The following is a 21,131-nucleotide window of genomic DNA, read 5'->3' on the forward strand; positions in this document are numbered from 1 at the left end:
TCGTTTCAGGTCTGGTTACATTCACACGCGTCGTATGATCGGGTGGAAATTGCCGACGACATTCTGCTGCAGGGAGCGGGGGGATTACAAATGGACTGGGGCCTATTGGGACCCGAGCAACTAGCCGGGTCGCGGCGAACGCGCACGCTTGGACTTGGCGCCGCTGTGCGAAAATTCAATCAGTTGGCCGTACCCGGTCTGGGCGGTGTCTGGTTCGCCAAGCAGTTGGTCCTTGCAACACTTGGCGTGATTGTCGCCGAGCGGCTTCGGCAGACCAGCCGGAACGTCAAAACGCTGGAAGTGGCCAACGCCGTCGAAGCCCTCGCGTGCTGGGGAGCGTTTGAGAGCAACGGCTGGCGAAGAGACGCCCGTCTTCGGGGCGTGCAGAAACTTGCGGGAAAGGTCGGCCTGACGTTTGCCAAACTTCGGCAGTCACGATTTTACGTCACTCAGCCCATGCGAATGGCGACGGTGGAGGCACTGGTCGATCTCGGCTTTGTGCATCCCGGCAGCACGCGCTTCAACAGCTTCAGATGCACCGAGTCCGGCCGCGACCTGGTGGAAGCGGCAACCAGCGAGTACAGGCCATATAGATTGACCGTCGAAGATTGCCTCGTCCGCCTGGCGATCGAATCCGCGCCGATAACGGTTACACGAGACTTGCAACGAGCCTTGTCGCCGATCGAACCCTTAGCACCCGTCGCACGTGATCTTGTTCGAAGCAGGCTCTGCGAAGGGGCGGGCGCGAACCAGGACGCGGCTCGTCGAAAAAATGGCCTTGCCTGGGTCGCATCCATTCATCCGGAAAAACCCGCCCGTTGGAAGGCCCGACCGCCAACCATCGATGTTGATCATTGGAACGACCTTCGCCGCGGCGCGCTGTTCTTTCAGGCCCGCGATATAGCCATCGACTTGCTCATCGAAATAGAAATAGCAGTCGCCCGGACAAATGCTCAGGCAATGGCCTCGAGCGCTGCTGCCGAAATTCCCGCGATACAGAAGCATCTCGGCAAGCTGCGCAACTCGGCCCAGCGTTTTCTGGATGAAGAGGACGATCCGACCGAAGCAAGGATAGCAACCAGTTTCTGCCGGGAATGCATCGTTGCCGACCCCGCGCAGATCATCAGCAACCTAGTGACGCGAGACCGCCGGGTTCTTCAGCTCCGCAACAACAATATCGTTCCCGGCTCGGCATTCGTTGGCCGGCCGCAGGCAGAGGATGCCGAGGAAGATGCCGCGGGTCCGGGAACCGAGAATGTGAGCCGCATTCCTCTCCCCGAGGGAATTTCGTCGCGGGTACAGAACCTGTATTTGTTTGAACTCGATCTCAACGACCGGCTCGGTACCTTCCTCAACCCACTTGCTGACGAGGAAACGGCATGAACTTCAAACCATGTTCGCTTGCTCAGCTGTTCGACCCTCCCGATGACTATCAAGGAGTCTTCGGCTGGATCTGCGGTTATTCTGCGGACGCCGGCTTCCTTGAGGATGCTGTCGAACGATTTTCCGGACTCACCAAGGCTCAACGCGAGCATCAAGGCCGGATTATGCTTGCCGTGATGCTCGATCCGGGAACCCCCCAGATTCTGCCCTCCGAAGTTCCCGCTGTCTTGCATTTGCCGATCAAGTCCTCTCCGTTGCCGTTTCTTCTCCTGCACGCCAAAGTCGCCATTCTCGGCTTCCAGGGCGCCGGCCGGTTTCTCCTTCGTGTCATCGTCACCACCGGAAACTGGACCCGGCAGACCCTCGAGGAAAGCCTGGACCTTGCTTGGCGCACCGACGTCGAGGACAGACCGTCGGAGTCGTCCCGGCAGGACCGAACCGACCTTGCCGCTGTCTGGTCTTTCCTCACCTGGGTTCGCCTACACTTCGACACCCGTCCTCTCGACCTCGCGATCGATCCGAGCAACGTATCAGCCGGCGCAGTCGAGAAGATTGCCGCATGGGCAACTCAACTCGGTACGCGCCACCGGGGATACCGCACGCGATTTTTCGACAGTCGCGAAGCGTCGCTGCTGCGGCAGCTGCCGGACCTCATCAAACACCACGCGGGGTCGACGGCCCGGAACTATCTGGCATTGGGCTCCGGCTACTACGAGAGCGCCCAGGCAGGCACGCCTGATGTTCCAGACAGCATTGTCTCTGATCTCAAGCAGCACGATCTGCTGACCACGAGCTCCGATCGAAACCTGTTTGTCAATCCACGGGCCTGCCAAGCGATCGCGACGGGGCGTGCTGTTCTTGAAGGCAAAGGCTGGACCATCCGACCCGCGCGCGCGCCTGAATATTTTGGCGGCGCGCCACGGGACCTCCATGCGAAGTTTGTGTTCAGCTGCACCTCGCGCAGCGGCTCGAACAACTGCTCGAGTCCGTGGATTTATCTTGGCTCGGGCAATCTCACCAATCCGGGTTTCAAGCAAAAAGCAGGTCGCAACGGAAACTTGGAAGCCGGCATCATCCTCGCTCCCGAAGGTTTGAAATGGGAAAAGGATCGCGATAGCGAGCTTGCAAGCATCGTCACCAATTTGCTGCCCATCCATTGGGATGACGAGAGCCTCCCGCTTCCGCCCTTGCAGCCCGGCGACGACATGCCGGAGCGCGATATCGCCTTCGCGGCGGCGCCGGTTGCCCTGTTTCTGTGGCGAGAAACTCCCGACGGATCAATCCTCGTTCCGCAAGGCGAGCCGACAAGCCCGTTCGAGATACTCGGTCCTCACGGCCATGCCTGTCACCGCCTTGCGGATGGCAGCCTGGCCTGGAATTCAGCGCGCCCGCGCCAGGTCACGATTGCCTGGTTGGCGGAGGACGGCCCGCGTCGCGCAGACGTACCCGTCATCGATCACTATGGCCGCTTTTGTGCGACCGATCTTCCGTCGCTCGATCTTGAAGACGCCTGGATACAACTTGCCAATTTCCCGATGCCGCCAGACGACGAGGAACTGGCCGGCGGCGATGCGACGACCTCGATTGACGGCGTTGCGGCAAGTGAGACCGCCGCGCAGGGGCGCTCTTCCGCCTATCCAGTGCGGCGAATGATGACGCTGGTCGAAGACATTGCTCGCAAGCAGGTCAACGTCGATCCAGCCGACTGGACCGCATGGTGCAACCGCCTCGAACAAGTCCTGATCCAGTCCAAGGACAGCGCGGTTGTCACGGAATTCAGGGCAATCGGGCTGAACCCGCTTTACCCTCTTCTCCAGGCGTCTTTCCGACCGCACTTCGCCACTGACATTCAAACCGCCGAAGGTGTCCTCTACGAGACGGCGCTGCATCGGGTGACCGAGGCCTGGCAACTCACCGACCGACCCGCGCTCGGAGTTCTGCCGTGAAGAGCACTTTTAGAGGATGGGATGAAGTCGCAAGCCATCTCGAAGAAATGGCTTCATCGTCACCGCCTTCGGCTGCCCCGCTCAACGATGGCCAGCGCGCAAGTCTCAGAGCTATCGCTGCACGCATCGCCAGCAACGGAATTGTCGTTGCTGACGAAGTTGGCATGGGCAAAAGCCGGATCGCCGCCTATGTGGCCAACGCCGTCACGCGCAGCGGCGGACGATGCGTAGTCCTTATCCCGCCAGGCCTCGGCTTCCAGTGGCAAGCGGAATTCCGGGCATGCGGAACCGACGTGCCGCCGGTCATTCGCAGCTTGAAAGGCTACTACGATGCCTGGGACGAAGCCGAAGACGACACCAAGACAATGGTGCCGTGGTTCAGAGAATCCGTGGTGATGGTATCGCACCGGTTTTCGGACTGGCGGCTTGGATCGAATCCCCATCCCTGGCGCTGGTGGCTTCTTCCGGAAGTGTACGCAGTAGCCCGTCAACTGACCGAAGGACGGCTGCCGCGCTTCTATCGTGACGCAAACGATTACGCCGATCAGGCCAGGGTTCAACGCGTGGTAACCGCTGCGAGGTCGATGACACAGGCGGTACCCCGCAGCCCCGGCCATCCTGCGCGCCGACTTCTCCAAGAATTGCTGGAGGTGCGTTGGCCGGAACCGCTTGACCCGCAGCGATACGGACGCAACGACGTGCTGCGCAAGCTGCTGGAAAATGTCGTCGGCCTCGGAATGGGAGTTTTCGATCTGATCATCGTTGACGAAGCTCATAAGAGCCGCGACGACGAGAGCGGCCTTTCACGCGTCCTCGACAATATCGTTCTGAAAGGAAATGAAAGCCGCCGCATTGCTCTGACAGCGACACCCATCGAACTTGATGTTGCGCAGTGGGGATCGACGCTCAAACGCATTGCCGTTCGGTCGGATCAGATGGAAATCATAACGACCGCGACCGAACACTATGCCGAAGCTATCCGCCATTTGCGGCTCGGCTGGAGAGCAAGCCTGGAGTTGCGAAGCAAATACGTGGATGCTTCGCGGGAATTCCAGCGCGCTCTATCGCCCTATCTGATCCGGCGTGACAAGCGCGAAGACGAAGACGTTTTGAGGTTCGCGTGCGTCAGCCGGCTGCCCATTCATGACTATCGACGCCAGCAAGAGATAGCGGTCGAATTCGACGGCCTATCCCCGGCATGGCGTCAGGCAGTCTGTGCGGCGGAAGCCCTGTCGCTGACCGCCGGGGCAGCCATCGACGGCCGGACCAGACGTCTCCGCCTCACCATCGGCAACGGGCATGGCATAGCAAGCGTGATCGATGAAAATCTGCACGACGCCGAAGACGATCGGAAGCAGGACGCGTTCGAAGCCAGCCAGTCGGAACTTGACCCGAAGACTGAAGCCCCCATTACGGATCGAACCGCGTGGTGGATGGACACCCTTCGCCGCGCCTTTCCTAACGACCGGGAACTCCTCTTCGAGCATCCGGCCATCCTCGCTGCGGTCAAGTACATCGAACATCAGACCGAAATCGGCGAGAAAGTGCTTGTTTTTGGGCGGTTCACGCGCCCGCTTCGCGCGCTCGTCAGCTTGTTGAATGCCCGGCAAATGCTCTTGCGTGTCGGCAAGGGCGAAGCCTGGCCGCAGCGAAAAGTACATGGCGACCGGAATGGAATTTACGGCGACAGCGAGTGGCCGGCCGTCCTCGCCGCGCATCACCAACTATCGTCGCCGGTCGATCTCGATACGCTCGACGACGTGCTCGCCGAACGTTATCGCAGAGACACCGAGCTCCGCGCCAAAATGCGCGACGCCGTGATCCCGCGCATTCGCGCAGGACTCCCGGAAGCGACAAACAACAGCACGAAATACGAAGCCATCCTGCGTGTTGTTGAACTGCAATCGCAACAAGCGGCCGACAATCCAGACGATGACGATCGTCAACTGACCCTGCTTGCGCGAGCGATCACGGCCAACATCGACAGCACCGATGCGTCCGACGCCGAGATTGCGTCGGCTTTCATTGCGCTCGTGAACGCCGCAGGCGATCAGGACGATGCAGATGATGATCACTTAGACGACGAGGCTGCCCGGGATGCTTGGCAGGGCCTGGAAGAGCATCTCGGAGAAGGTTACACAAACCGTCAGGGAGGCTACGCCCGCCTGATGTACGGCGAGACCAAGCCTCAGGCGCGCCGCATGATGCAGTTGGCATTCAACCGGTCCAATAGCTTCCCACGCGTCCTTGTCACCCAGTCGCTGGTCGGGCGCGAAGGCCTGAACCTGCACGAAAGCTGCCGGATCGTCGTTCTCTTGCACCCCGAGTGGAATCCAGGCGTGGTCGAGCAGCAGATCGGCAGGGTCGACCGGGTCAACTGCCGCTGGGCCAGGGAGCTCAACCGAGCCATAGCTGAGGGGAAGACAGGCGCCGACCTGCCTCGTATCGAAATCCGGCCCGTGATCTTTAGGGGTACGTACGACGAGCACAATTGGAAGGTTCTGCAGGAACGGTGGGATGACCTTCGGGCACAGCTACACGGAGAAGCGATCCCTGCCCGATTGAGAGCGGGCGAAGATGACGAAGGCCGAATGATCCTTGAACAAATCGCACAGTCGCGACCTGAATTTTCGCCTCTGAAACGAGAGCATGGCGATCCGCAGTAGTAAACGCGCATCTCGTGTTGGCAACTGCGATAGCAAAAGTCACCGAGACCGCCGGCGCGGACCACCGTCTCGAGCTCGCCCTCGACTCTATCGCGGTCGCCGCCCCACTCCCCGGTGGATCGCCCATGCCACGATCGTGCGCGCATGTGGCTCGAAATCGGCCAGGACGCGGATGCTCGCGCTCACTTCGGGTCCTTCGGCGGAAATTTCTTGGCGAGCCATGCCTGGTAATCGGGATGGCCCCAGCGCCAGGGAAGCTCCCTGTCCTGGGTGACGCCCACGCGCTTTCCGTTGAGCAGGTTCGTCACGGGCTCCACGGGACGGAGCAGACGGAAGGGGTGCTTCAGGAGCGAGGCGCCATCGAGCTCGGGATAAATTCCGAGCCCCTCTGCCAGCTTGCAGGGAGCGTTGCAGAGCCTCTTCTCGTAGCCCGGCAAGCGCTGCTTGATGGATACGTCGGCGCCCTTGGGCAGGCTGCGGCGCTCGGCCATGAGGTCGATACCCGCTACGGGAAGACCAGCCCGGACCAGAACGGTGCTTCCTGCACCTCCCTCTCCGCAGACGATATCCAGGGCCCACATGTCGCGGTAGCCATGAATGCGCACGGTCCCGTGCGGCGTCAGGTTCGTGGCCCAGCGGTTGCGTCGCGACCGGTTCTCGGGATGGAGGTGAAAGGCTCGGTCGCTCCCTCCTCCGTACGCCTCTACGTCGATCAGCATGACCGCGGTCTCGGCGCCACGGTAATCGTGGTGCAGCACGCATCCGATCAGGCGCGGCGCCATCAGGGCGGCGGAAGGCGCGAGGAAAGCCTCGTCGGCCTGGACGTACTTCCTTCTAAAATATTCGGTCATCGAAAATTCCTTTTCTTGCAAACGACACCGCGCTGATGCGCGAACTTGATGCGCCGGACCCTATGTCGCGCCTGTCGGAAGGTCAAATAACTCGTATATATCAATTATATATATGCCACGGAGTTTCTGCGATCTTGAGATCCGCCGCAGGACGACAGACTTGGATAGTCTCGTTGCGCCCCCATGATCAGTCGAGCCTGCGATGGTCACCGAGCCGAAGACGAAGGCGCCAGTGACGCGGCGGAGAAATTCGTCGACTAGATCGTCGAGATCTACGACTGGGATCTGCTACTGGCTGGCGCTCAACACGGTGCGGAATGCGCTCGATCCCTACAACGACCACCGCCACGTGGAGAACAAGGGCCGGCTGCTGCGGCCGACGGCGCTGACGACTGATCGAGTGGAGGTGTCGCTGTTTCCGTCAATCTGCCTGAAAGAGGAGCGTCGAAAGGATCTCACGCTGATCGCCGTCGGGGCGATCGAGGCCTATCCGAAATGATTGGACGTGAGCCTGAGCATCCCGTTGGATACGCTGGTGCCGTTGGAGAAACAGAGCAACGGCGCTAAGGCTCGATACGCGGCATTCTAAGCCCGGGCGTTTGTGAGGGAAACGGCCAGCACAATTTTCGAAAGCGCGGCTGCGCTCTTTCGGGCTTGAGTTTCGGCACTGGAAGGATCTGCGCCCTTTGACGGCCGCGGTGAGAAAATTCGTCGCGGGATATGCAACGACTATCCGGCGAGGGTTCGCCAATCTTTGATGACGACGGCGAGAGCAACCATCGGCAGGAGGATCTGCATCCAGGCCTGAAGCATGGGCGGCTCGAAAAGCCAAGGCATATGCTCTTGCGTCTCCGCGGGCAGATACATGCAATATTCGGGTTTGAATGCAGGGAGCCACTCCAACAGGAGGCGGCTTCTCTGGAAGCTGTCGCACTCGCCCTTCGGCGCAAGCAAAAGTAAGAACTGCAGACTCAAGAAGGCCGCTCCTAAGGGAGGTATCGCCCGAAAGAGCCCGTTCTTGAGGTCCTTCTTCCCCCGCGTGTGCGGGGTATCTTCCCGAAGGAAATGGATAGCTAGTATCGCGAGCACGATCAGCAACGGCCCGAACACGAGAAGATACCCGGCATTGAGCTTCAGCTTCAGATCGATCAACGGTACCGTGATCTCATCGAGCACCGACGGTGCGCGCACGATCGCGCAAGCTGCGATGCAACAGAGGCTAAGTACGAGGAAGTCCCGGCGCTTGGGATCCGTCTTTTTTGAACCTGGTTCGTCGTGATCCATATGCAAAACGGTCTTCGTTAAAAAATCAAAAGGCAGGATCGCCAGAAGCGATTGAACTTTCCCCTGCTCGACGCTCTGAAGCGGCTCGGCGTCTCACCACCCGAATGTTCTGGCCACCCAGCCACCCCCACCGAGCAGGTCGTTGCTGTGTCCCGGCCCTTGCGTGACGTCTTTGACAGCGTTCGTGACGGCTTTGACTACCTCGTTGTTCGGTCCGGGGCCTTTCGTAACATCATGCACAAAGTTTCGAAGCGCCTTCATGATCTCCCCGTTGGGGCCGATCTCGATGTCACCGATGGTCACCCTCATGTCAGCTTCCGTAGCCGGGCAAGCCGGATGCTTCGCGGACTTGAGGGCAGCCGAGATTGCCGCTTTCCGAGCCTCGGTCTTGGACGGCGAAATCGTGCCATCCGACGGATGAGTGTCCAAGTCGGCGGACACGATGTAACCATCCTCGCTCGTCTCGACGTCGGCAACGCTGACGCGGTATTCGATGGCGTCGTGCGCCATTCGGAACGAAGAGCCGTCGTCGAAGCGATGCGTCGTCTTGAGAGCGAACCGCTTCGGAAGATCGTCCATGACGAGGGTCGGTTGTCCGATGGACTGCGGCACCGGGACACTCCATCGCAGGCCGACGGGAAATAGATCGGTCCTGAAATCACTGATCTCGATGCGGCCGTCGGTCTTGACATCGGCCGTCACGCTGCCGCACGGCATGGATGCGTCGAGAACAAGCAGAAAGTGCCCATTGGTCGCGATACGGTCCAGTCGGAGGGTGCCGTCGACGTGCTTGCCGGCGCTACCCTGCAACATCACGGTCGTGCCCGCGCCCCCGCCGACGGGCAACGGATTAGCGTGGACGTGAACCTTCGCCTCCATATCCATGTTGAGATCGACTGCAAGCGCGGCGCCCTGGTTCGGTATCCACCGTGCAGCGACATTGGACATGACGAGATGAGCGGTCGCCGAGGTCGGATCCCTCAATTCGACGTAGGATTTTCCGTCGGAAACCAGCTGCCCCGTGGTCGCCACCGAACGGATCGTAGCGGTTCGGTTTTCGACGGGCAGTTTGGCTATCTGGTCCGCTAGCCCGACGATGGCGCTACCTTTTAGAAGGAGCACGAGATCGTGCTTCCGCTCCAAATCTTTGGCTTCGTCGCCAACTTTGGTCCGCAGCGTGGCGACTTTCGCCGCGAGATCGCGCCGGGGAACGTCAGGCACCACCGGAGAAACTGCGGCAGACCTCTCGCCTGGCACCGATCGCGTGGCCATCAGCCAAACGCCGGACTTCACGAAAAGCGGCATCGACAAAGCGAAGTTCTGTCGCACGGTTTGGCCAGGCAGAGAGCTGTTGAGCGTAACTGAGCCCACACTGGTAGGGACGGTGCTGTCGTTGCTGTAACCGGTGTCGAACGCCAAGCCGTTTTCGATCGGGATTTCCACGACAAGATGACGATCGAGCGCAAGCATGAGACCGGACGCGATGGCGTCCCCGATCACGCGCCGCCCGGGCAGATCCAGAAAGCCCCAATCGAGCCGCGGCTCCGCGCTCGCGATGGAGATCGCAAACTCGGCGACGGTTTGCGGACTTACACCCGCTCTATCGACGAGCTTCGTGCCACGGAAGGCGAGGTCACCCTCAATGTGCATTTTGACGGCTGCGCCGTGGTTCTTGCTCGCGACGCGAATATCCATAGCGGCGCCAGCGACGCCAATATTTGGCCGAATTCGGACGTTTTCGATCGTCGCAGAGACGCCCCCCACTTTCTCCGCCGGCACGTCGACCGTCGCGCCGACCAATTGCTGCAAGGCATTGTCGAGCGCGTTGTTGGATAAGAATGCCGCAGCATCGGAATCCTGAGGACGCCGCCCCTTCTCCAGGAATTCGTCCATGAGCGTCAACGCGCTCCACTGCCCTGCGAGCCTTTCTCTTACTACGAAGTCGTGCTCGTAGGTCAGCCAGCCTGCAGCCGCGGCAAGCGCGGCTACCGAAGCAAAACATAGGGAATAAGTCTGGACACGCGTTCTCATGTTGGAGCGCTCCTCGCAGACACGGTCGACCCGCTCGAAGATCCTGACCCAGGACTTCGCGGGTAACATTTGGGAGTTGAACTGCAGATGAACGATAACGTCAGCACTGCGGCAAAGCGCGGCACGGCCGACTCCTAGCCGAGATCGACATTCCAAAACTCAAGAACCTTCTCGACCTCGGACTTCGGATAGTGAATGTAGGTTGCGTTTTCGAGATCAGACTTGATCTTCGCCCTCCTCTTGGCGATAGCGAGTTGAGTCCTCTCCGTAAACGGCGCGGTCCCCGGAGGTAGCCGTCCCGGATTCTTACCGTCGGGCCACTCGGCGGGATAATTGGGTGGGATGCGTCCAGACCTGACTTCGGCCGCCTGAGCGGTAACGGACTCGTGCTCGCAAGCCCAGCCATAGAGATGGAAGGCGCACACCCGTAGCATCGCCTTGATCTCCGGAAGCGTGTCGGTGAACCCCTTCAACGAAGTCGGCAGCCAGACCATGTTGGCGACGCAAGAAAAATAACGCCGGTCCTGGACGACACCACTGTGCTGAGCGAACGCCGGATCATCGTACCCCCAGATATGACAGACAGCCCAGTTCTTCGGTCTCGGCGAAGCGACATCCAGCGCGGCGAACAAAGCAAACGCTGCCGCCACGTTGCCTTCGAATTTGTCTGATCTGATTCCCGTGGCCCTCTTCGTGTTGGTGTATCGGCGTGACCAACTAGCATCGAACAGCGGCATCCCGCGCGCAGCATGCGGCGCCCAGACGGGCAAGCCGCGAAACGTTTCGGGATGCACCCATCGCGCAGTCCGCGCGATGAGTTCGGCGACGGCGGGAATGTCCGTCCGCAAGATCTCGTTGCCGTCCGGGACCTGAAATCCTTTCAGCGCTTTTTTCTTCAAGGACGGCTCCCGCAATGATTTGTTTTTTCGCATGGAAAAGCCGCGAGCGATCGTGCGTGGGCCTGCAAGACGGTGACGAGAACGGGAGCCGATCGTCCGATTTCCGCGCCGACCGACGGTGCCTTTTGAGTCGAGACTGCCGCTCGGACCTGCTAAACGGTGGGCTAAAAGTGGTACACCCTAGTGCTCCACCAGTCCAAGCCGGCGGCTCAGGAAACACCTCATTTTCGCCGCTAAAAATCAGTGGCGGAGAGCGAGAGACTCGAACTCACGGTAGGGGTCGCGCGATCGATAGCGATCGGGTTGCGGGTTCGAGTCTTACGACTGGTCATTGCTAGCTGCCCGAGAGAGCCTCGACCGTGACGGCGAACCTCGGGCCAAACGAAGACCAACACGGCCAATGCCGCCCCGGCGGCCAGACCGGGAGAGTCCGGTCAAAACTTCCATCTGAGTTTTTCTAAAATGGGCTGGACATTTCTCTCCATCTGAGTTTTACTCAAATGAGGAGATTCCCTTGCCAACCCCTGCCGACATTATCGACGTTATTTCAACGAGATTCGCCTTCCCAAAAAAGACCGTCGCGCAGCACGATCGGCTGCTGGTGGTCAACGGGCAGCGGAGGATCTCGGGGCGTGGCCGATCGGCGACTGCGCAGCCAAGCGACGCGGCCGCGCTTCTTGTGGCCGTCGCTGCCACACCGATCGCCGGACCGGCGATCAACATCGCTAGCTACCAATCGTACGCGAACTTGCGAGCCGTACATCTTCCGCCGGGAAGATTCGGCAATTGGCAGCAGATAGAGTCGCTGCGCGAACTCGCTCATGGACACACCTTGGTGGAAGCACTTTCGCGAATAATCGGGTGCCTGGCAAAAGGCACGCTGCTCCCGGACAACAGCGAAGGCATGCTTCCTCAAGGAGCGTACCCCTATCACATCGGCATCAGCGTTGTTCTCTATGCGCCTATAGCAAGAGCGACTGTAAGAATTGAGCGAACTCCCAAAAATTCATTTGAGCCTGATCTATCAGAGTCGCTCCATTACTATCGGGCTGCCGAGGATGAGCAGATCGCACCTTCCGACAGGCAAATTGACTTCGCGCAAGAGCGATCATTCGGGATGCTAACGCTTTGGTCTTTAGCGAAGCTCTTCGCCTGATGCATTTAATCCATGGAGCCGTTTGCATGTGCAAATTGGCTAGACGCAACCACCAATGGCCACTTCGCCGGAACAGGCGAGATGAGTCTTTGCAGAGCTTCCGAGCTAATGATGAGCGAAACGAGTCGTCAGCGACAACGCCACAGCGAGCTGCCAGTGTCGTTGCCGCCACGCGGACTGTCGCGCCTGCAGGCCGCGGAGTACATTGGCGTGAGCGTATCGACGTTCGACAAGATGGTTACTGAAGGTGAGATGCCGGCGCCGATGAGAATTAGGGGTCGCGTTATTTGGGATCTCAAAGGAGTCGATCGCGCCTTTGAAGCGCTCAGCGATGCTGATGGAAATCCTTGGGATTGAACTGATGCGTATCCGCCTCAAATTCCTTTGCGAAGATCGCGATCGTCACGGGAACATCCGCTGCTACGTTCGAATGCCGGGGAAACCTAAAGTACGCATTCGGACACTGCCTGGCACTCCGGAATTTATGGAAGAGTATCATGCCGCAGTTTCTGCTGCAGTTCCTGACGCGGTTCGACAGGCTAAGGAAGCGAAAAACGGATCGTTTCGCCATCTCTGCATTCGATACTATGCGAGCGCGGCGTACAAGGCTCTGGACGGCAGCACGCAGAGCTGGCAGCGACGCGCGCTCGACGAGATTGCGCAAGATCACGGGGCCAAGCCGGTCGCGATGATGCAAGCTCGCCACGTTCGTAGGATGCGTGACGCGAAATCTGCGACACCGGCGGCAGCCAATCAGCTTTTGAAGGCGCTTCGCGCGTTATTCTCCTGGGCCAACGAAGCCGAGGAAACCACCGTCAATCCCACAAACGGTGTGAAAAAGCTGAAATACCGATCTGACGGACATCACACTTGGACCAACGACGAGATTCAACAATTTTACGAGCGGCATCCGATCGGTTCGCAAGCGCGGCTCGCTTTGGACTTACTGCGATACACAACAGGCCGGCGCGAAGACGCCCCACGTCTTGGTCGTCAGCACATTCGCGACGATCGGATTCGCTTTCGGCAGGCGAAGAACGAACATCGCAATCCAATCGACATCGATATTCCGCTGCATCCTGAACTGGCGGCGAGCATCGCTGCCGCGAAGGTTGGTACGCAATTGACGTTCTTGCTTACCCAATTTGGCAATCCGTTCACGGCCAACGGCTTTGGAAACAAGTTCAAGGACTGGTGTCGCCAAGCGGATCTTCCGCATTGCTCGGCGCACGGCGTTCGCAAAGCAACCTCGACGGCCCTCGCCGAGTCTGGAGCTACGCCCCATGAGATCATGGCAATCACAGGACACCAAACTTTGGAGGAGGTCGAACGCTACACGAAGGCGGCAAGTCGCAAGAAGACCGCCGATGCCGCTATGTCAAAATTGAAATGACGAGGCAAAAAGCGCGACAGCGCACGTGAACACATCACGCACACATAGTGTCCCACCGAAAAGCCGAGTGGGACGAAACTCGAAAATAAGTGAGGAATTACAACGATGAAATAGAGCAGTGGCGCTCCCTAGGGAAGAGTGAAAAAGCCAACAATTCAAGGCGTTTGCCAATTTTCCAGCCACGAGTTCCGCCACTGAGCCACAACGGCTATTTCGGCGATTGGCAAACAGATTCGCTCGGCGATCTCACCCGGTTTGCCGCAACTCCGGCCCAGGCGCAGGCAACCTACGACGCAGCGGATCTCAGCAGACTGCTGTGCCCTCAGCCCTCCTCTCGGATCCATGGCTCTTGAGCCCTTCCGGCGCCTCTGGGGGCTTCAACGGAGTTTGGCGACAAAGACCACACCCGCCAGAGCCGCTTCCGTCTCCTAGGCCCGCGCTACGGCCTTAGGGATATGGTCAGGGGCATTGAGGCGAGACACCAAGTCGGATGAAATTTCGTTTCAGACTCGACGGCCTCGCCCCGCGCTCTGCCTGGCGTGGATCATCTGCCGACTCCGCACCGGTCAGAACCGGTCGGGGGGCGCTGGAGCCCGACAGCAGCGATCACCTCTTACCCCGACGGCCACCCAGCACATGCAGGTATCGTTTCCGGAGCTCAATGATCGCCGACCGATCGAGCTCCCCCCGTCTGAAGCGTTGGCGCAGCTCAGCCCGTTCTTGATCCGGAAGCGCGGCTACCAATTCCCAACCTTCAGCGACGTCGTCGAAAAGCCCCACGATCGCCGGATCCAGCCGAGCCTCGTCGTCCTGGAGCTGGTTAAGCCGATCTTGCGTCACGCCGATGGCGTTCGACCAACCATCAGGTGCATAGGCCGCTGGTGGAGAGGGTCTGTTTTTATCTAGTTCTTTATAGGCAGGTCCCTTAGGGCCCCGCGGCGAGTCTTTATACGCAGGTCCCTTTTGGACCCGCGGAGCCGCAGGTCCGTTTCGACCCCGCGGACGCAACGACTTATCCACAGGCACAGGCACGTCATGGACGACATAGTCGAGCTCGCCGAACCGGTGTCCGTCGACGAATCGTTGCGCTTCGCGGGCGACATAGCCGGCGGCGATTAACTCTCGAAAGATGCGCTGCAGCTTCTTGCGGCCAACAACCAGGGTCCGCCCGACGTGATCCAGGCGGACGTGCCATTTGTGGGGACGCGACAGCAGATAGCCGAGCACGCCCTTCGCCTCGACAGACAGGCGGGGATCCGCGAAGACAGCGTTCGGGACGATGGTGAATTGCGCCCTGTGCTCGCGACGGACGATCGTCACTGGCGGTTGACCATCCAGGGGTGCCCGTCCGGATCGCTGCAATCTTCAGCCGGACGGGGGGACCCCACTCTCCCTGCAGGATGGCGTGCGAGGCTTACACGAGTATTCGCCTCTTTCAGGAGTCTGCCGGATCTCGCATTCCCCGATATGCGCAACTCACTCCTGCAATGGCAGCGCGGCAACATAAGCCGATTGTGCCATATCCATTGCGGGCTGGCATATCGCCGAGTATTCGCTGTGCTCCGCCGCTATGCGATTGGGCTGTCCACGTCCAACCGAGGGATACGAACAGCATCAGCCGCATTGAAGGCAGCCGGGACGAGGCCGGTGCGTAGAAGGTGAGCGGGAAGACGAATAGCCGCGTCAGTGGCCGGACGAGCCTCAAACTACGGCGCGCGTACTGCTCGGAGAGGGATCGACTTGCTGCCTAGCTGGCTCGTCCACCGCAATTCCAAACGTTCTCGTTTAGGAAGGCGGCTTCAGCAGATCGGAGGGCTCAACGCCCAGCGCTACGGCCAGCGCCTGGACGTTATCGAGGGTGAGATTAATCAGCCCTGCCTCAATTTCGCTGATGTGCGGCTGGTCGAGCTCGGTCAGCTCGGCCAAGCGTTCTTGGCTAAACCTTTTTGCTTTGCGAAGCCGCCTAACATTCTCCCCGAGAACGCCGCGCGCCGCCTTTGGGTCCGACCAGATCATCTGGACGGTAGGACCAAAGCAGGGCTGGAAATTCTATAGGTTATAACCTATAATACGAAAATACCGCCACCTCTTTTGGAGTTGTGGGGCGGATTCCGAATGGGCGCATGCCCCTGGATTTCGGAGACAGAGCGATGATGCAGAGGCGCGAAGCTCAAAAAGTTAGACTCTGGAGGAGACCGGGGGGGCCGGCACAACGGCCCGACAGCAGCAAGCAACAGCAGCCTGAGCGAATACTAGACATCATCGGAATCGCAGGGGCCCAGCGGCTAGGGGCGATACACGACTGTGAGGCTGTGCGCCGCCCGCGACTCTTTCGGAGCTCAAATGGACACGCGAACATCGTTTAACAGTCTTGATTCTGTGACGTCGTCGGACCCAGACGCTGGTCTCACAGCTCTTGAGGAACAGCTTATTGCGCTGGCGGCAGAACTCGATCGCAGCGTTTCCGACCTATCGAAGCAAGCTGACGAGTACGTTACGGCACATGACGAGGCGTTGCTGGCCCGCCTTGATCCTGTCGAACGAGCGATCATGGAGACGCCCGCCAGCACTTTGAAAGGCCTGAGCATAAAGGCGCGCCATTTGGCCTACGTCCTATCAGAGTATTGGGAATATCCGATCGATCAAATTGATTGGCAAGGGCGAGCGGTACGTCTCCTCGTTGAGGAGATCTGTAAGATTGCGCACGTGCCCGTAGACATTCGCCAGCCGAACTTCGGCGAATAGCGCCGCCTGTCTCCTCGTCTTTGGCTAGCCGCGGCATAGCGAACATCCGCAAGGCGGCTAGTTGTTTATGAGGAGGGCGGAGTCGCCGTCGGCGGCTCGCCTGACGTTGCTCCCCGCCGGTCGGCCCTGCCCTGAGACAATCTCTACACCGCTACTCGCCTTGAAGACGACCACCCCCTCCGATTTCGGGTAGTGTGATCTTCGTTGCCAATTCTTCAAACCGGCAGAACCCGCTCGCCCAGGCCATCTGGTCGGGCGTGCGGCAATCGGGTTCGAAGAGACGTGGATTCGCAACAACAATGACTATGCCGCGCGCCCGGCTAGTCGCCACATTGAATCGATGCGGGTCATAGAGGAACGCCATTCCGCGCGGCGCGTCCTCAGGTGAGGAACTTGCGCACGAATAAATCACTACTGGCGCTTGCTGGCCCTGAAATTTGTCAACAGTCCCGACGCGGACTACATCAAAGCCGGCGAGTGCACGCCTTAGCGCACTTACTTGAGAATTGTAGGGAGCGACGACTAGGATGTCCTCCGGCTCCAAAAAGCGGCCTTCCCCATCGGCGTTTGTCCACGTGTTGCCGGGTTGCAGCAACGAACGAGCGATCGCAACGACAGCCTCAACCTCTTCGAGGGATTGGGCTTGGTTGCCTTGATGGGCCACCTCCACCAGGAACAGCCCTGCACCGGCGAACAGCGTGGCGCCATCGATACGTTGGCGCTCTAAACCGCGATTAGACTGCAGCCGCCCTTCGTAATAGGCCTCCGACGTGAACGCGCAAATGGCGGGGTGCAGCCGGTAAGTGCGGTCGAGGAACAGACCTTGGTCGGGGCGCAGGGTCGCCTGCCCGGGACCTAGCAGGTGCACAAGTGCAGCAACGTCCGCGCCGTCTTCGTGGGCGCCCCGCGTGGGCTGTTCAAGCTGCTGCGGGTCACCGAGCAACAGCAAATTGCGGGCCGCACGCGCGGCCGCGAGCGCCTGTGCCAGAGCCATCTGTCCTGCCTCGTCGATGACCAGCACGTCTAGGCGGCCGATAGCATCAGGATGCGCCCACAGCCAAGCGGTGCCGCCGACGATGGTGCCCGGGGCAATGCGATCGAGCGCCTCGCCTGACGACTTGGCAAACTCAATGCCATCCACACCGTCGTGCTCATCATCCTTGTGCACCAAGTGCAGATTTTGGAGGCTGTGCGAATCGTTGTTAGCTTCGCCCACGGCAACCAACAGGTTGTCAATGACTTTGTGGCTAACCGCTGTAATACCGATCTTCTTGCCCGCCGCGGCGAGCACCAGGATGGCATTGGCGCCTTGCGTCGTCTTGCCGGCTCCGGGCGGCCCCTGGACGGGCAGCACGCCGCCATCGATTTCGTTAGACAGGCGCACCAGCGCCCGGCCAGCCTCTTCATCGGCACGGCGGAGCTCGTAGCCGACGCCAGCGATCCGGCGCGGCGGACGTGCTCGCAAGAGTTCACCCGCAGTGGCGTAGGGGCTGTCGTGATCGAACCCGCTGTTGCAGACATGCTCGGCGAAAGCCAGCACGGCTTCTTCGAGCGGCTTGGCACCGACCACCGGATCTTTGAAAACCGAGGCAGGGAGGGACTGCATGGCCTTCTCGCTGATGCTCAATACGATGGTTCGGTCGTCGAGATCGAGCGCTTCGACCGTGGCTTTCATCGTGCGAGGTTCCTGGCCCGACTCTGCGGGCAGCGGCCATACGACGGTGTCACCGACATCGACAGCGGTTTCCTGGATGGGGAAACGGAAACGGCATCGCGCATTCCGCTCGCGCCCTTTTTTTGGAAGACGTTCGACGAACTCAAGCCCGGCGAGCATATGTCGCTCGTCGAGGTGTTCATCGTCGGGAAGATCGCGAAGCCGAAAAAACTCCCACCAGGCGTTCTTTTCTTCCTGACGGAAGTACCCGAGCATCGCAGCGAGGAGCGCCCGCGCCCTTTCGTCCGCCGTCCAGGTTTCGAGGTCCGCCGGCAAGCCCTGCCGCAAGACGTCTCGGAGCGACGAAATGCGCTGATCGCGGGCGCCGACGTCCTCACTTGGCGCCAGCGTACCGGGCACCGGCCGATCAATGTATTGGCCGCGCGCGAGACAATCGTCGCGCTGGCGCTCGAGCCAACCACGCAGGCTCTCCGTGGAGAGGCAGTCGTCCGCGTTGTACGCGGCGACGCGGTCACGAACTTCGTCTGGGAGGACTTCGATATTGCCCAGTTCAAGTGCTAGTTCGAGGTTACGCCGTGCGATGCCGGCGTCTCGAAGGTCCAGCCGGCGCTGAAAGCCATGCAAGGCTTCCAGCTCCTTGAGACCGTAGCGCTCCACACCTATGCGAAAACTTTCGCGCACAACGGCGTGCAGGTCCACAAATCGCCGGCCGCGTAGCAATTGGTCCAGCTCAGATCCCCGGGTCGCATGGCGGGCTGAGAGCCTTTTCAGGGCCGCGGGCTCGTAAGCGCCGAAGTGATAAACATGGGTCCCAGAATGCTCCTGCACGCGAGCCAGCGCAAAGTCGATGAAGGCCTCAAAGGCAACCTTCTCCTCACCCGTATGTAGCGCCCACTGTTGCTTGAACTCGACGTTTCCGGCCTTATTGGTGAAACACACCCCGGTGAGGTACTCCAGGCCGTGCGGGGCAACGAATGGATCGCCCTCAAAGTCGAGGAAAATATCGCCGGCCGAAGGCTCTGGTAATCTTGCCAGCCCGCGGCCTGGCTCAAGCGCAAGCGCCTCGATCTGAGGCATCTCGGCACCTCGGCTTGCCACTTGCAACCGGGCTTGTTGTCCGAGCCGTCGGTAGGTTTCTTCAGCGCCTCGCTTGGGCTTGTCAGGAAGCCGCCCCTCTCCTTGGGCAATGGCAGTAACCGTGGGAAGTCCCTGCTGCTGGAACTCACGCACTTGAGCGCCGCTGATGCCTGCGACCAAGGAAGGGTGGTCGTCGGCGCGCCTCTGCTGTTCGCAATAGCGCCAATAGGTGCAGACGTCGCAGTGAGCCACAGGTTGCGGATACGTGCTCGGCGCCGGAACTGCGCTTACTGCGGTCAACAGGCGGGTACGTACCAGACGGTAGTACGCCGCAAACTGCGCGGTGCGGTAGGTTTCCTGCTGAAGCGGCGTGATGACGTGGATGAATTCGGGTTCCAGCCCCTGCATCGGCTTAAGCAATTCAGCATAAGTGCACAGTTGCAGGATCGTGCCTGGTTTGGTCTGAAGCGAAAGCTTAGTGTCGGCTGGCTCGTAGGCGTAGCCGGGCAATGACGAAGTCGTGCTGCCGACGCGCAGCAACACGTCCGCAATGCCGCTGAAGACATCATTGGCTAATGTAGCCTGCACGATGGCGTCGAAGCCGGCCTCCATCGCTCGCTGGGTTGCCCTAGGATCTCGCTCGTCACGCAGGTCGCAGATCGAGCGGCCAGCACTCCGCAGCCTCTCGACATAGGCCGACTCGTGCTGGCGGCCTCGCTCGCGGAGCGCCTCGAGGCGTGGGTCGGGGCTGTACTCGATAGACAGGAGCCCCTCACGCCTCTGGCGCTCGAGTTGAGTGAGGTGGGGACAAGCCAGATGGGCCGCGAGTTGAGTCGGAGTGAGGCGGCCGGGGCGTCCCTTTGCCGACCGATTAAGGGTGACGAGTTGGTCCTCCGGCGGGTTCTGTGCCGGTGCTGTTCCTTGAGCGTCCCGCGTCTTTTCCATGGGCTCTCCCGGCCACAGTTACGGCGCCATTCAAACTACAAAGGCGCTGACCGACTTTACTTCAAGCTCAGAACTCTTGACACTTTCCAGTCGTTAACAGCACCGCAAATTCTGCGCGGCCTCAGCCCGACGTCGGACCAATCGAAATGGAGCTGCCGCGGGGATTGCTGGCGTCGGCCGGTGCAGAAGGACGCCTGCTATGCTGGAGAATCGCCCTGACCAGCTGACGGATTAATCACCCAACACTGCACTAGGGATCGAAGTTTTGAACCAGTGCCTTGGACATGGCAACGATGGCGTCTGCAGTTTCGGCCGGACTGAGAGTCGGGTGAAGATGCGTCCCGTCCAGCCGTACGACCGGCCAATCGCGATGCCGGGCTTCAGCAGCCGAATGATTATGGATCGCTGACGTTTGAATGAACCCAGCCGGGATGTGGTCCCACTCGGAAAGCTCGATGATATCGTCGAACCATTTGATCGAAAACTCAGGCAGGTCGCTTTCGAAGGCAGCTAGCGCGGAGGGGGCACGCCCTAAGATGTCGAGCCCAAGGAGAGCCTCGCGTCGTTGATCCCCCTGCCATCTGGACCAGATCGGAAGCGTCCCATCTGGTCTTGCAAACCTCTCGATGAACTCTCGCAATGCCGGTCTAACCGGGGCGGCCGCTCCCTTCGACGGCGGCACTTCGCCATCGACCATGATCAAGCAGCGGCACGGCAGTTTCGCTGCCAGATCAGCGATCAATGCGGTGGCGGAGCTGTGCCCAACGAGGACGGCCCTGGGACTGAGGTCCACGAGGGCCGCCAAATGGGAGGTCCACTCCCTCCAGGCGGGTGGCGTATGCCGATGCGCCAGAACATCGGGCAGCTGAATACGATATCCCAGTCCCTCTAAATGGCGCGCGGTTGGCTCAAGGCTAGACGCACGAACCATTGGTCCTGGCACAAGAACAAATTCCATTGGCATAGACCTCGGCGGATTGCATTCGGCGCGCACAACGCTCCACTCATACCATAGAAAGTGAGCGTGACGCACTGGCCGCTCGGCATCGGCTACGGCCCCGTTGCGCCGGTTACGTCAGA

The 21,131-nt window shown here is 60.1% G+C and carries 16 protein-coding genes; 8 read left to right on the top strand and 8 right to left on the bottom strand.

Features of this window, described 5'->3' with window-relative positions; all coding sequences use genetic code 11:
* Positions 1 to 42: 42 nt before the first annotated feature.
* Genes QW887_RS32755 through QW887_RS32765 form a run of 3 tightly spaced genes read left to right on the top strand, consistent with a single transcriptional unit; the run spans position 43 to position 5,995 of the window.
* Complete coding sequence (locus QW887_RS32755; protein WP_316195989.1) at positions 43 to 1,383, top strand: hypothetical protein; 1,341 nt, start codon at positions 43 to 45, stop codon at positions 1,381 to 1,383.
* Positions 1,380 to 3,329: a hypothetical protein gene (locus tag QW887_RS32760; RefSeq protein ID WP_316195991.1), complete on the top strand. Its 1,950-nt coding sequence runs from the start codon at positions 1,380 to 1,382 to the stop codon at positions 3,327 to 3,329. Before QW887_RS32755 ends, QW887_RS32760 begins: the two co-directional genes overlap by 4 nt.
* Positions 3,326 to 5,995, top strand: a complete 2,670-nt coding sequence (locus QW887_RS32765) for a helicase-related protein (protein WP_316195993.1) — start codon at positions 3,326 to 3,328, stop codon at positions 5,993 to 5,995. Before QW887_RS32760 ends, QW887_RS32765 begins: the two co-directional genes overlap by 4 nt.
* 182 nt (positions 5,996 to 6,177) lie before the next feature.
* Here the strand turns inward: QW887_RS32765 and QW887_RS32770 are convergent, their stop codons facing one another.
* The gene (locus QW887_RS32770; RefSeq protein WP_316195994.1) at positions 6,178 to 6,846 is read right to left on the bottom strand and encodes a DNA-3-methyladenine glycosylase; all 669 of its coding nucleotides are present in this window, start codon (positions 6,844 to 6,846) and stop codon (positions 6,178 to 6,180) included.
* A 202-nt stretch (positions 6,847 to 7,048) separates the two neighbouring features.
* On the opposite strand from QW887_RS32770, the gene QW887_RS32775 reads away from it, so the two are divergent.
* Entirely contained in the window at positions 7,049 to 7,345 is a 297-nt protein-coding gene (locus QW887_RS32775) for a hypothetical protein (protein ID WP_316195996.1), read from the top strand.
* Positions 7,346 to 7,575: 230 nt separating this feature from the next.
* Here the strand turns inward: QW887_RS32775 and QW887_RS32780 are convergent, their stop codons facing one another.
* The 3 genes from QW887_RS32780 to QW887_RS32790 all read right to left on the bottom strand — a co-directional run bounded on the left by QW887_RS32780 (position 7,576) and on the right by QW887_RS32790 (position 11,060).
* On the bottom strand, positions 7,576 to 8,130 hold the full coding sequence (locus tag QW887_RS32780; protein WP_316195998.1) for a hypothetical protein: 555 nt from the start codon (positions 8,128 to 8,130) through the stop codon (positions 7,576 to 7,578).
* A 93-nt stretch (positions 8,131 to 8,223) separates the two neighbouring features.
* Positions 8,224 to 10,161, bottom strand: coding sequence for a hypothetical protein (locus tag QW887_RS32785; RefSeq protein ID WP_316196000.1), 1,938 nt, complete (start codon positions 10,159 to 10,161; stop codon positions 8,224 to 8,226).
* Positions 10,162 to 10,295: 134 nt separating this feature from the next.
* Positions 10,296 to 11,060 (bottom strand): hypothetical protein, encoded by a 765-nt coding sequence (locus QW887_RS32790; RefSeq protein ID WP_316196002.1) that lies wholly within the window; start codon positions 11,058 to 11,060, stop codon positions 10,296 to 10,298.
* Between the two features lie 514 nt (positions 11,061 to 11,574).
* On the opposite strand from QW887_RS32790, the gene QW887_RS32795 reads away from it, so the two are divergent.
* From QW887_RS32795 to QW887_RS32805, 3 genes are all read left to right on the top strand, one after another.
* Positions 11,575 to 12,216, top strand: coding sequence for a hypothetical protein (locus QW887_RS32795; RefSeq protein ID WP_316196004.1), 642 nt, complete (start codon positions 11,575 to 11,577; stop codon positions 12,214 to 12,216).
* Between the two features lie 111 nt (positions 12,217 to 12,327).
* Complete coding sequence (locus QW887_RS32800) at positions 12,328 to 12,573, top strand: hypothetical protein (RefSeq protein WP_316196005.1); 246 nt, start codon at positions 12,328 to 12,330, stop codon at positions 12,571 to 12,573.
* The gene (locus tag QW887_RS32805; protein WP_316196007.1) at positions 12,548 to 13,609 is read left to right on the top strand and encodes a tyrosine-type recombinase/integrase; all 1,062 of its coding nucleotides are present in this window, start codon (positions 12,548 to 12,550) and stop codon (positions 13,607 to 13,609) included. The genes QW887_RS32800 and QW887_RS32805 overlap by 26 nt, the downstream gene beginning before the upstream one ends.
* A gap of 606 nt (positions 13,610 to 14,215) precedes the next feature.
* Here QW887_RS32805 and QW887_RS32810 read toward each other — a convergent pair.
* Both QW887_RS32810 and QW887_RS32815 read right to left on the bottom strand, forming a co-directional pair.
* Positions 14,216 to 14,929 carry a hypothetical protein gene (locus QW887_RS32810; RefSeq protein WP_316196009.1) on the bottom strand — a complete coding sequence of 238 codons (714 nt, stop codon included), beginning with the start codon at positions 14,927 to 14,929 and terminating at the stop codon, positions 14,216 to 14,218.
* Positions 14,930 to 15,394: 465 nt separating this feature from the next.
* Complete coding sequence (locus QW887_RS32815) at positions 15,395 to 15,625, bottom strand: helix-turn-helix transcriptional regulator (protein ID WP_315717616.1); 231 nt, start codon at positions 15,623 to 15,625, stop codon at positions 15,395 to 15,397.
* Between the two features lie 327 nt (positions 15,626 to 15,952).
* Here QW887_RS32815 and QW887_RS32820 point away from each other — a divergent pair, with 327 nt between their 5' ends.
* Positions 15,953 to 16,354 (top strand): hypothetical protein, encoded by a 402-nt coding sequence (locus QW887_RS32820; protein WP_315717617.1) that lies wholly within the window; start codon positions 15,953 to 15,955, stop codon positions 16,352 to 16,354.
* A gap of 151 nt (positions 16,355 to 16,505) precedes the next feature.
* Here QW887_RS32820 and QW887_RS32825 read toward each other — a convergent pair whose 3' ends face one another.
* Positions 16,506 to 20,051, bottom strand: coding sequence for a TM0106 family RecB-like putative nuclease (locus QW887_RS32825; protein ID WP_316196012.1), 3,546 nt, complete (start codon positions 20,049 to 20,051; stop codon positions 16,506 to 16,508).
* Positions 20,052 to 20,301: 250 nt separating this feature from the next.
* Entirely contained in the window at positions 20,302 to 21,015 is a 714-nt protein-coding gene (locus QW887_RS32830; RefSeq protein ID WP_316196013.1) for an alpha/beta hydrolase, read from the bottom strand.
* Positions 21,016 to 21,131: the final 116 nt, after the last annotated feature.

Origin of the sequence: Bradyrhizobium sp. SZCCHNRI3052, from assembly GCF_032484895.1 — a bacterium.
Taxonomy (GTDB): domain Bacteria; phylum Pseudomonadota; class Alphaproteobacteria; order Rhizobiales; family Xanthobacteraceae; genus Bradyrhizobium.

Coding starts and splice junctions, on each gene's coding strand:
- QW887_RS32760 (WP_316195991.1), top strand. CDS start 1,380: ATGAACTTCAAACCATGTTCGCTTGCTCAGCTGTTCGACCCTCCCGAT.
- QW887_RS32770 (WP_316195994.1), bottom strand. CDS start 6,846: ATGACCGAATATTTTAGAAGGAAGTACGTCCAGGCCGACGAGGCTTTC.
- QW887_RS32775 (WP_316195996.1), top strand. CDS start 7,049: ATGGTCACCGAGCCGAAGACGAAGGCGCCAGTGACGCGGCGGAGAAAT.
- QW887_RS32780 (WP_316195998.1), bottom strand. CDS start 8,130: ATGGATCACGACGAACCAGGTTCAAAAAAGACGGATCCCAAGCGCCGG.
- QW887_RS32785 (WP_316196000.1), bottom strand. CDS start 10,161: ATGAGAACGCGTGTCCAGACTTATTCCCTATGTTTTGCTTCGGTAGCC.
- QW887_RS32800 (WP_316196005.1), top strand. CDS start 12,328: ATGAGCGAAACGAGTCGTCAGCGACAACGCCACAGCGAGCTGCCAGTG.
- QW887_RS32805 (WP_316196007.1), top strand. CDS start 12,548: ATGCTGATGGAAATCCTTGGGATTGAACTGATGCGTATCCGCCTCAAA.
- QW887_RS32815 (WP_315717616.1), bottom strand. CDS start 15,625: ATGATCTGGTCGGACCCAAAGGCGGCGCGCGGCGTTCTCGGGGAGAAT.
- QW887_RS32820 (WP_315717617.1), top strand. CDS start 15,953: ATGGACACGCGAACATCGTTTAACAGTCTTGATTCTGTGACGTCGTCG.
- QW887_RS32825 (WP_316196012.1), bottom strand. CDS start 20,051: ATGGAAAAGACGCGGGACGCTCAAGGAACAGCACCGGCACAGAACCCG.
- QW887_RS32830 (WP_316196013.1), bottom strand. CDS start 21,015: ATGCCAATGGAATTTGTTCTTGTGCCAGGACCAATGGTTCGTGCGTCT.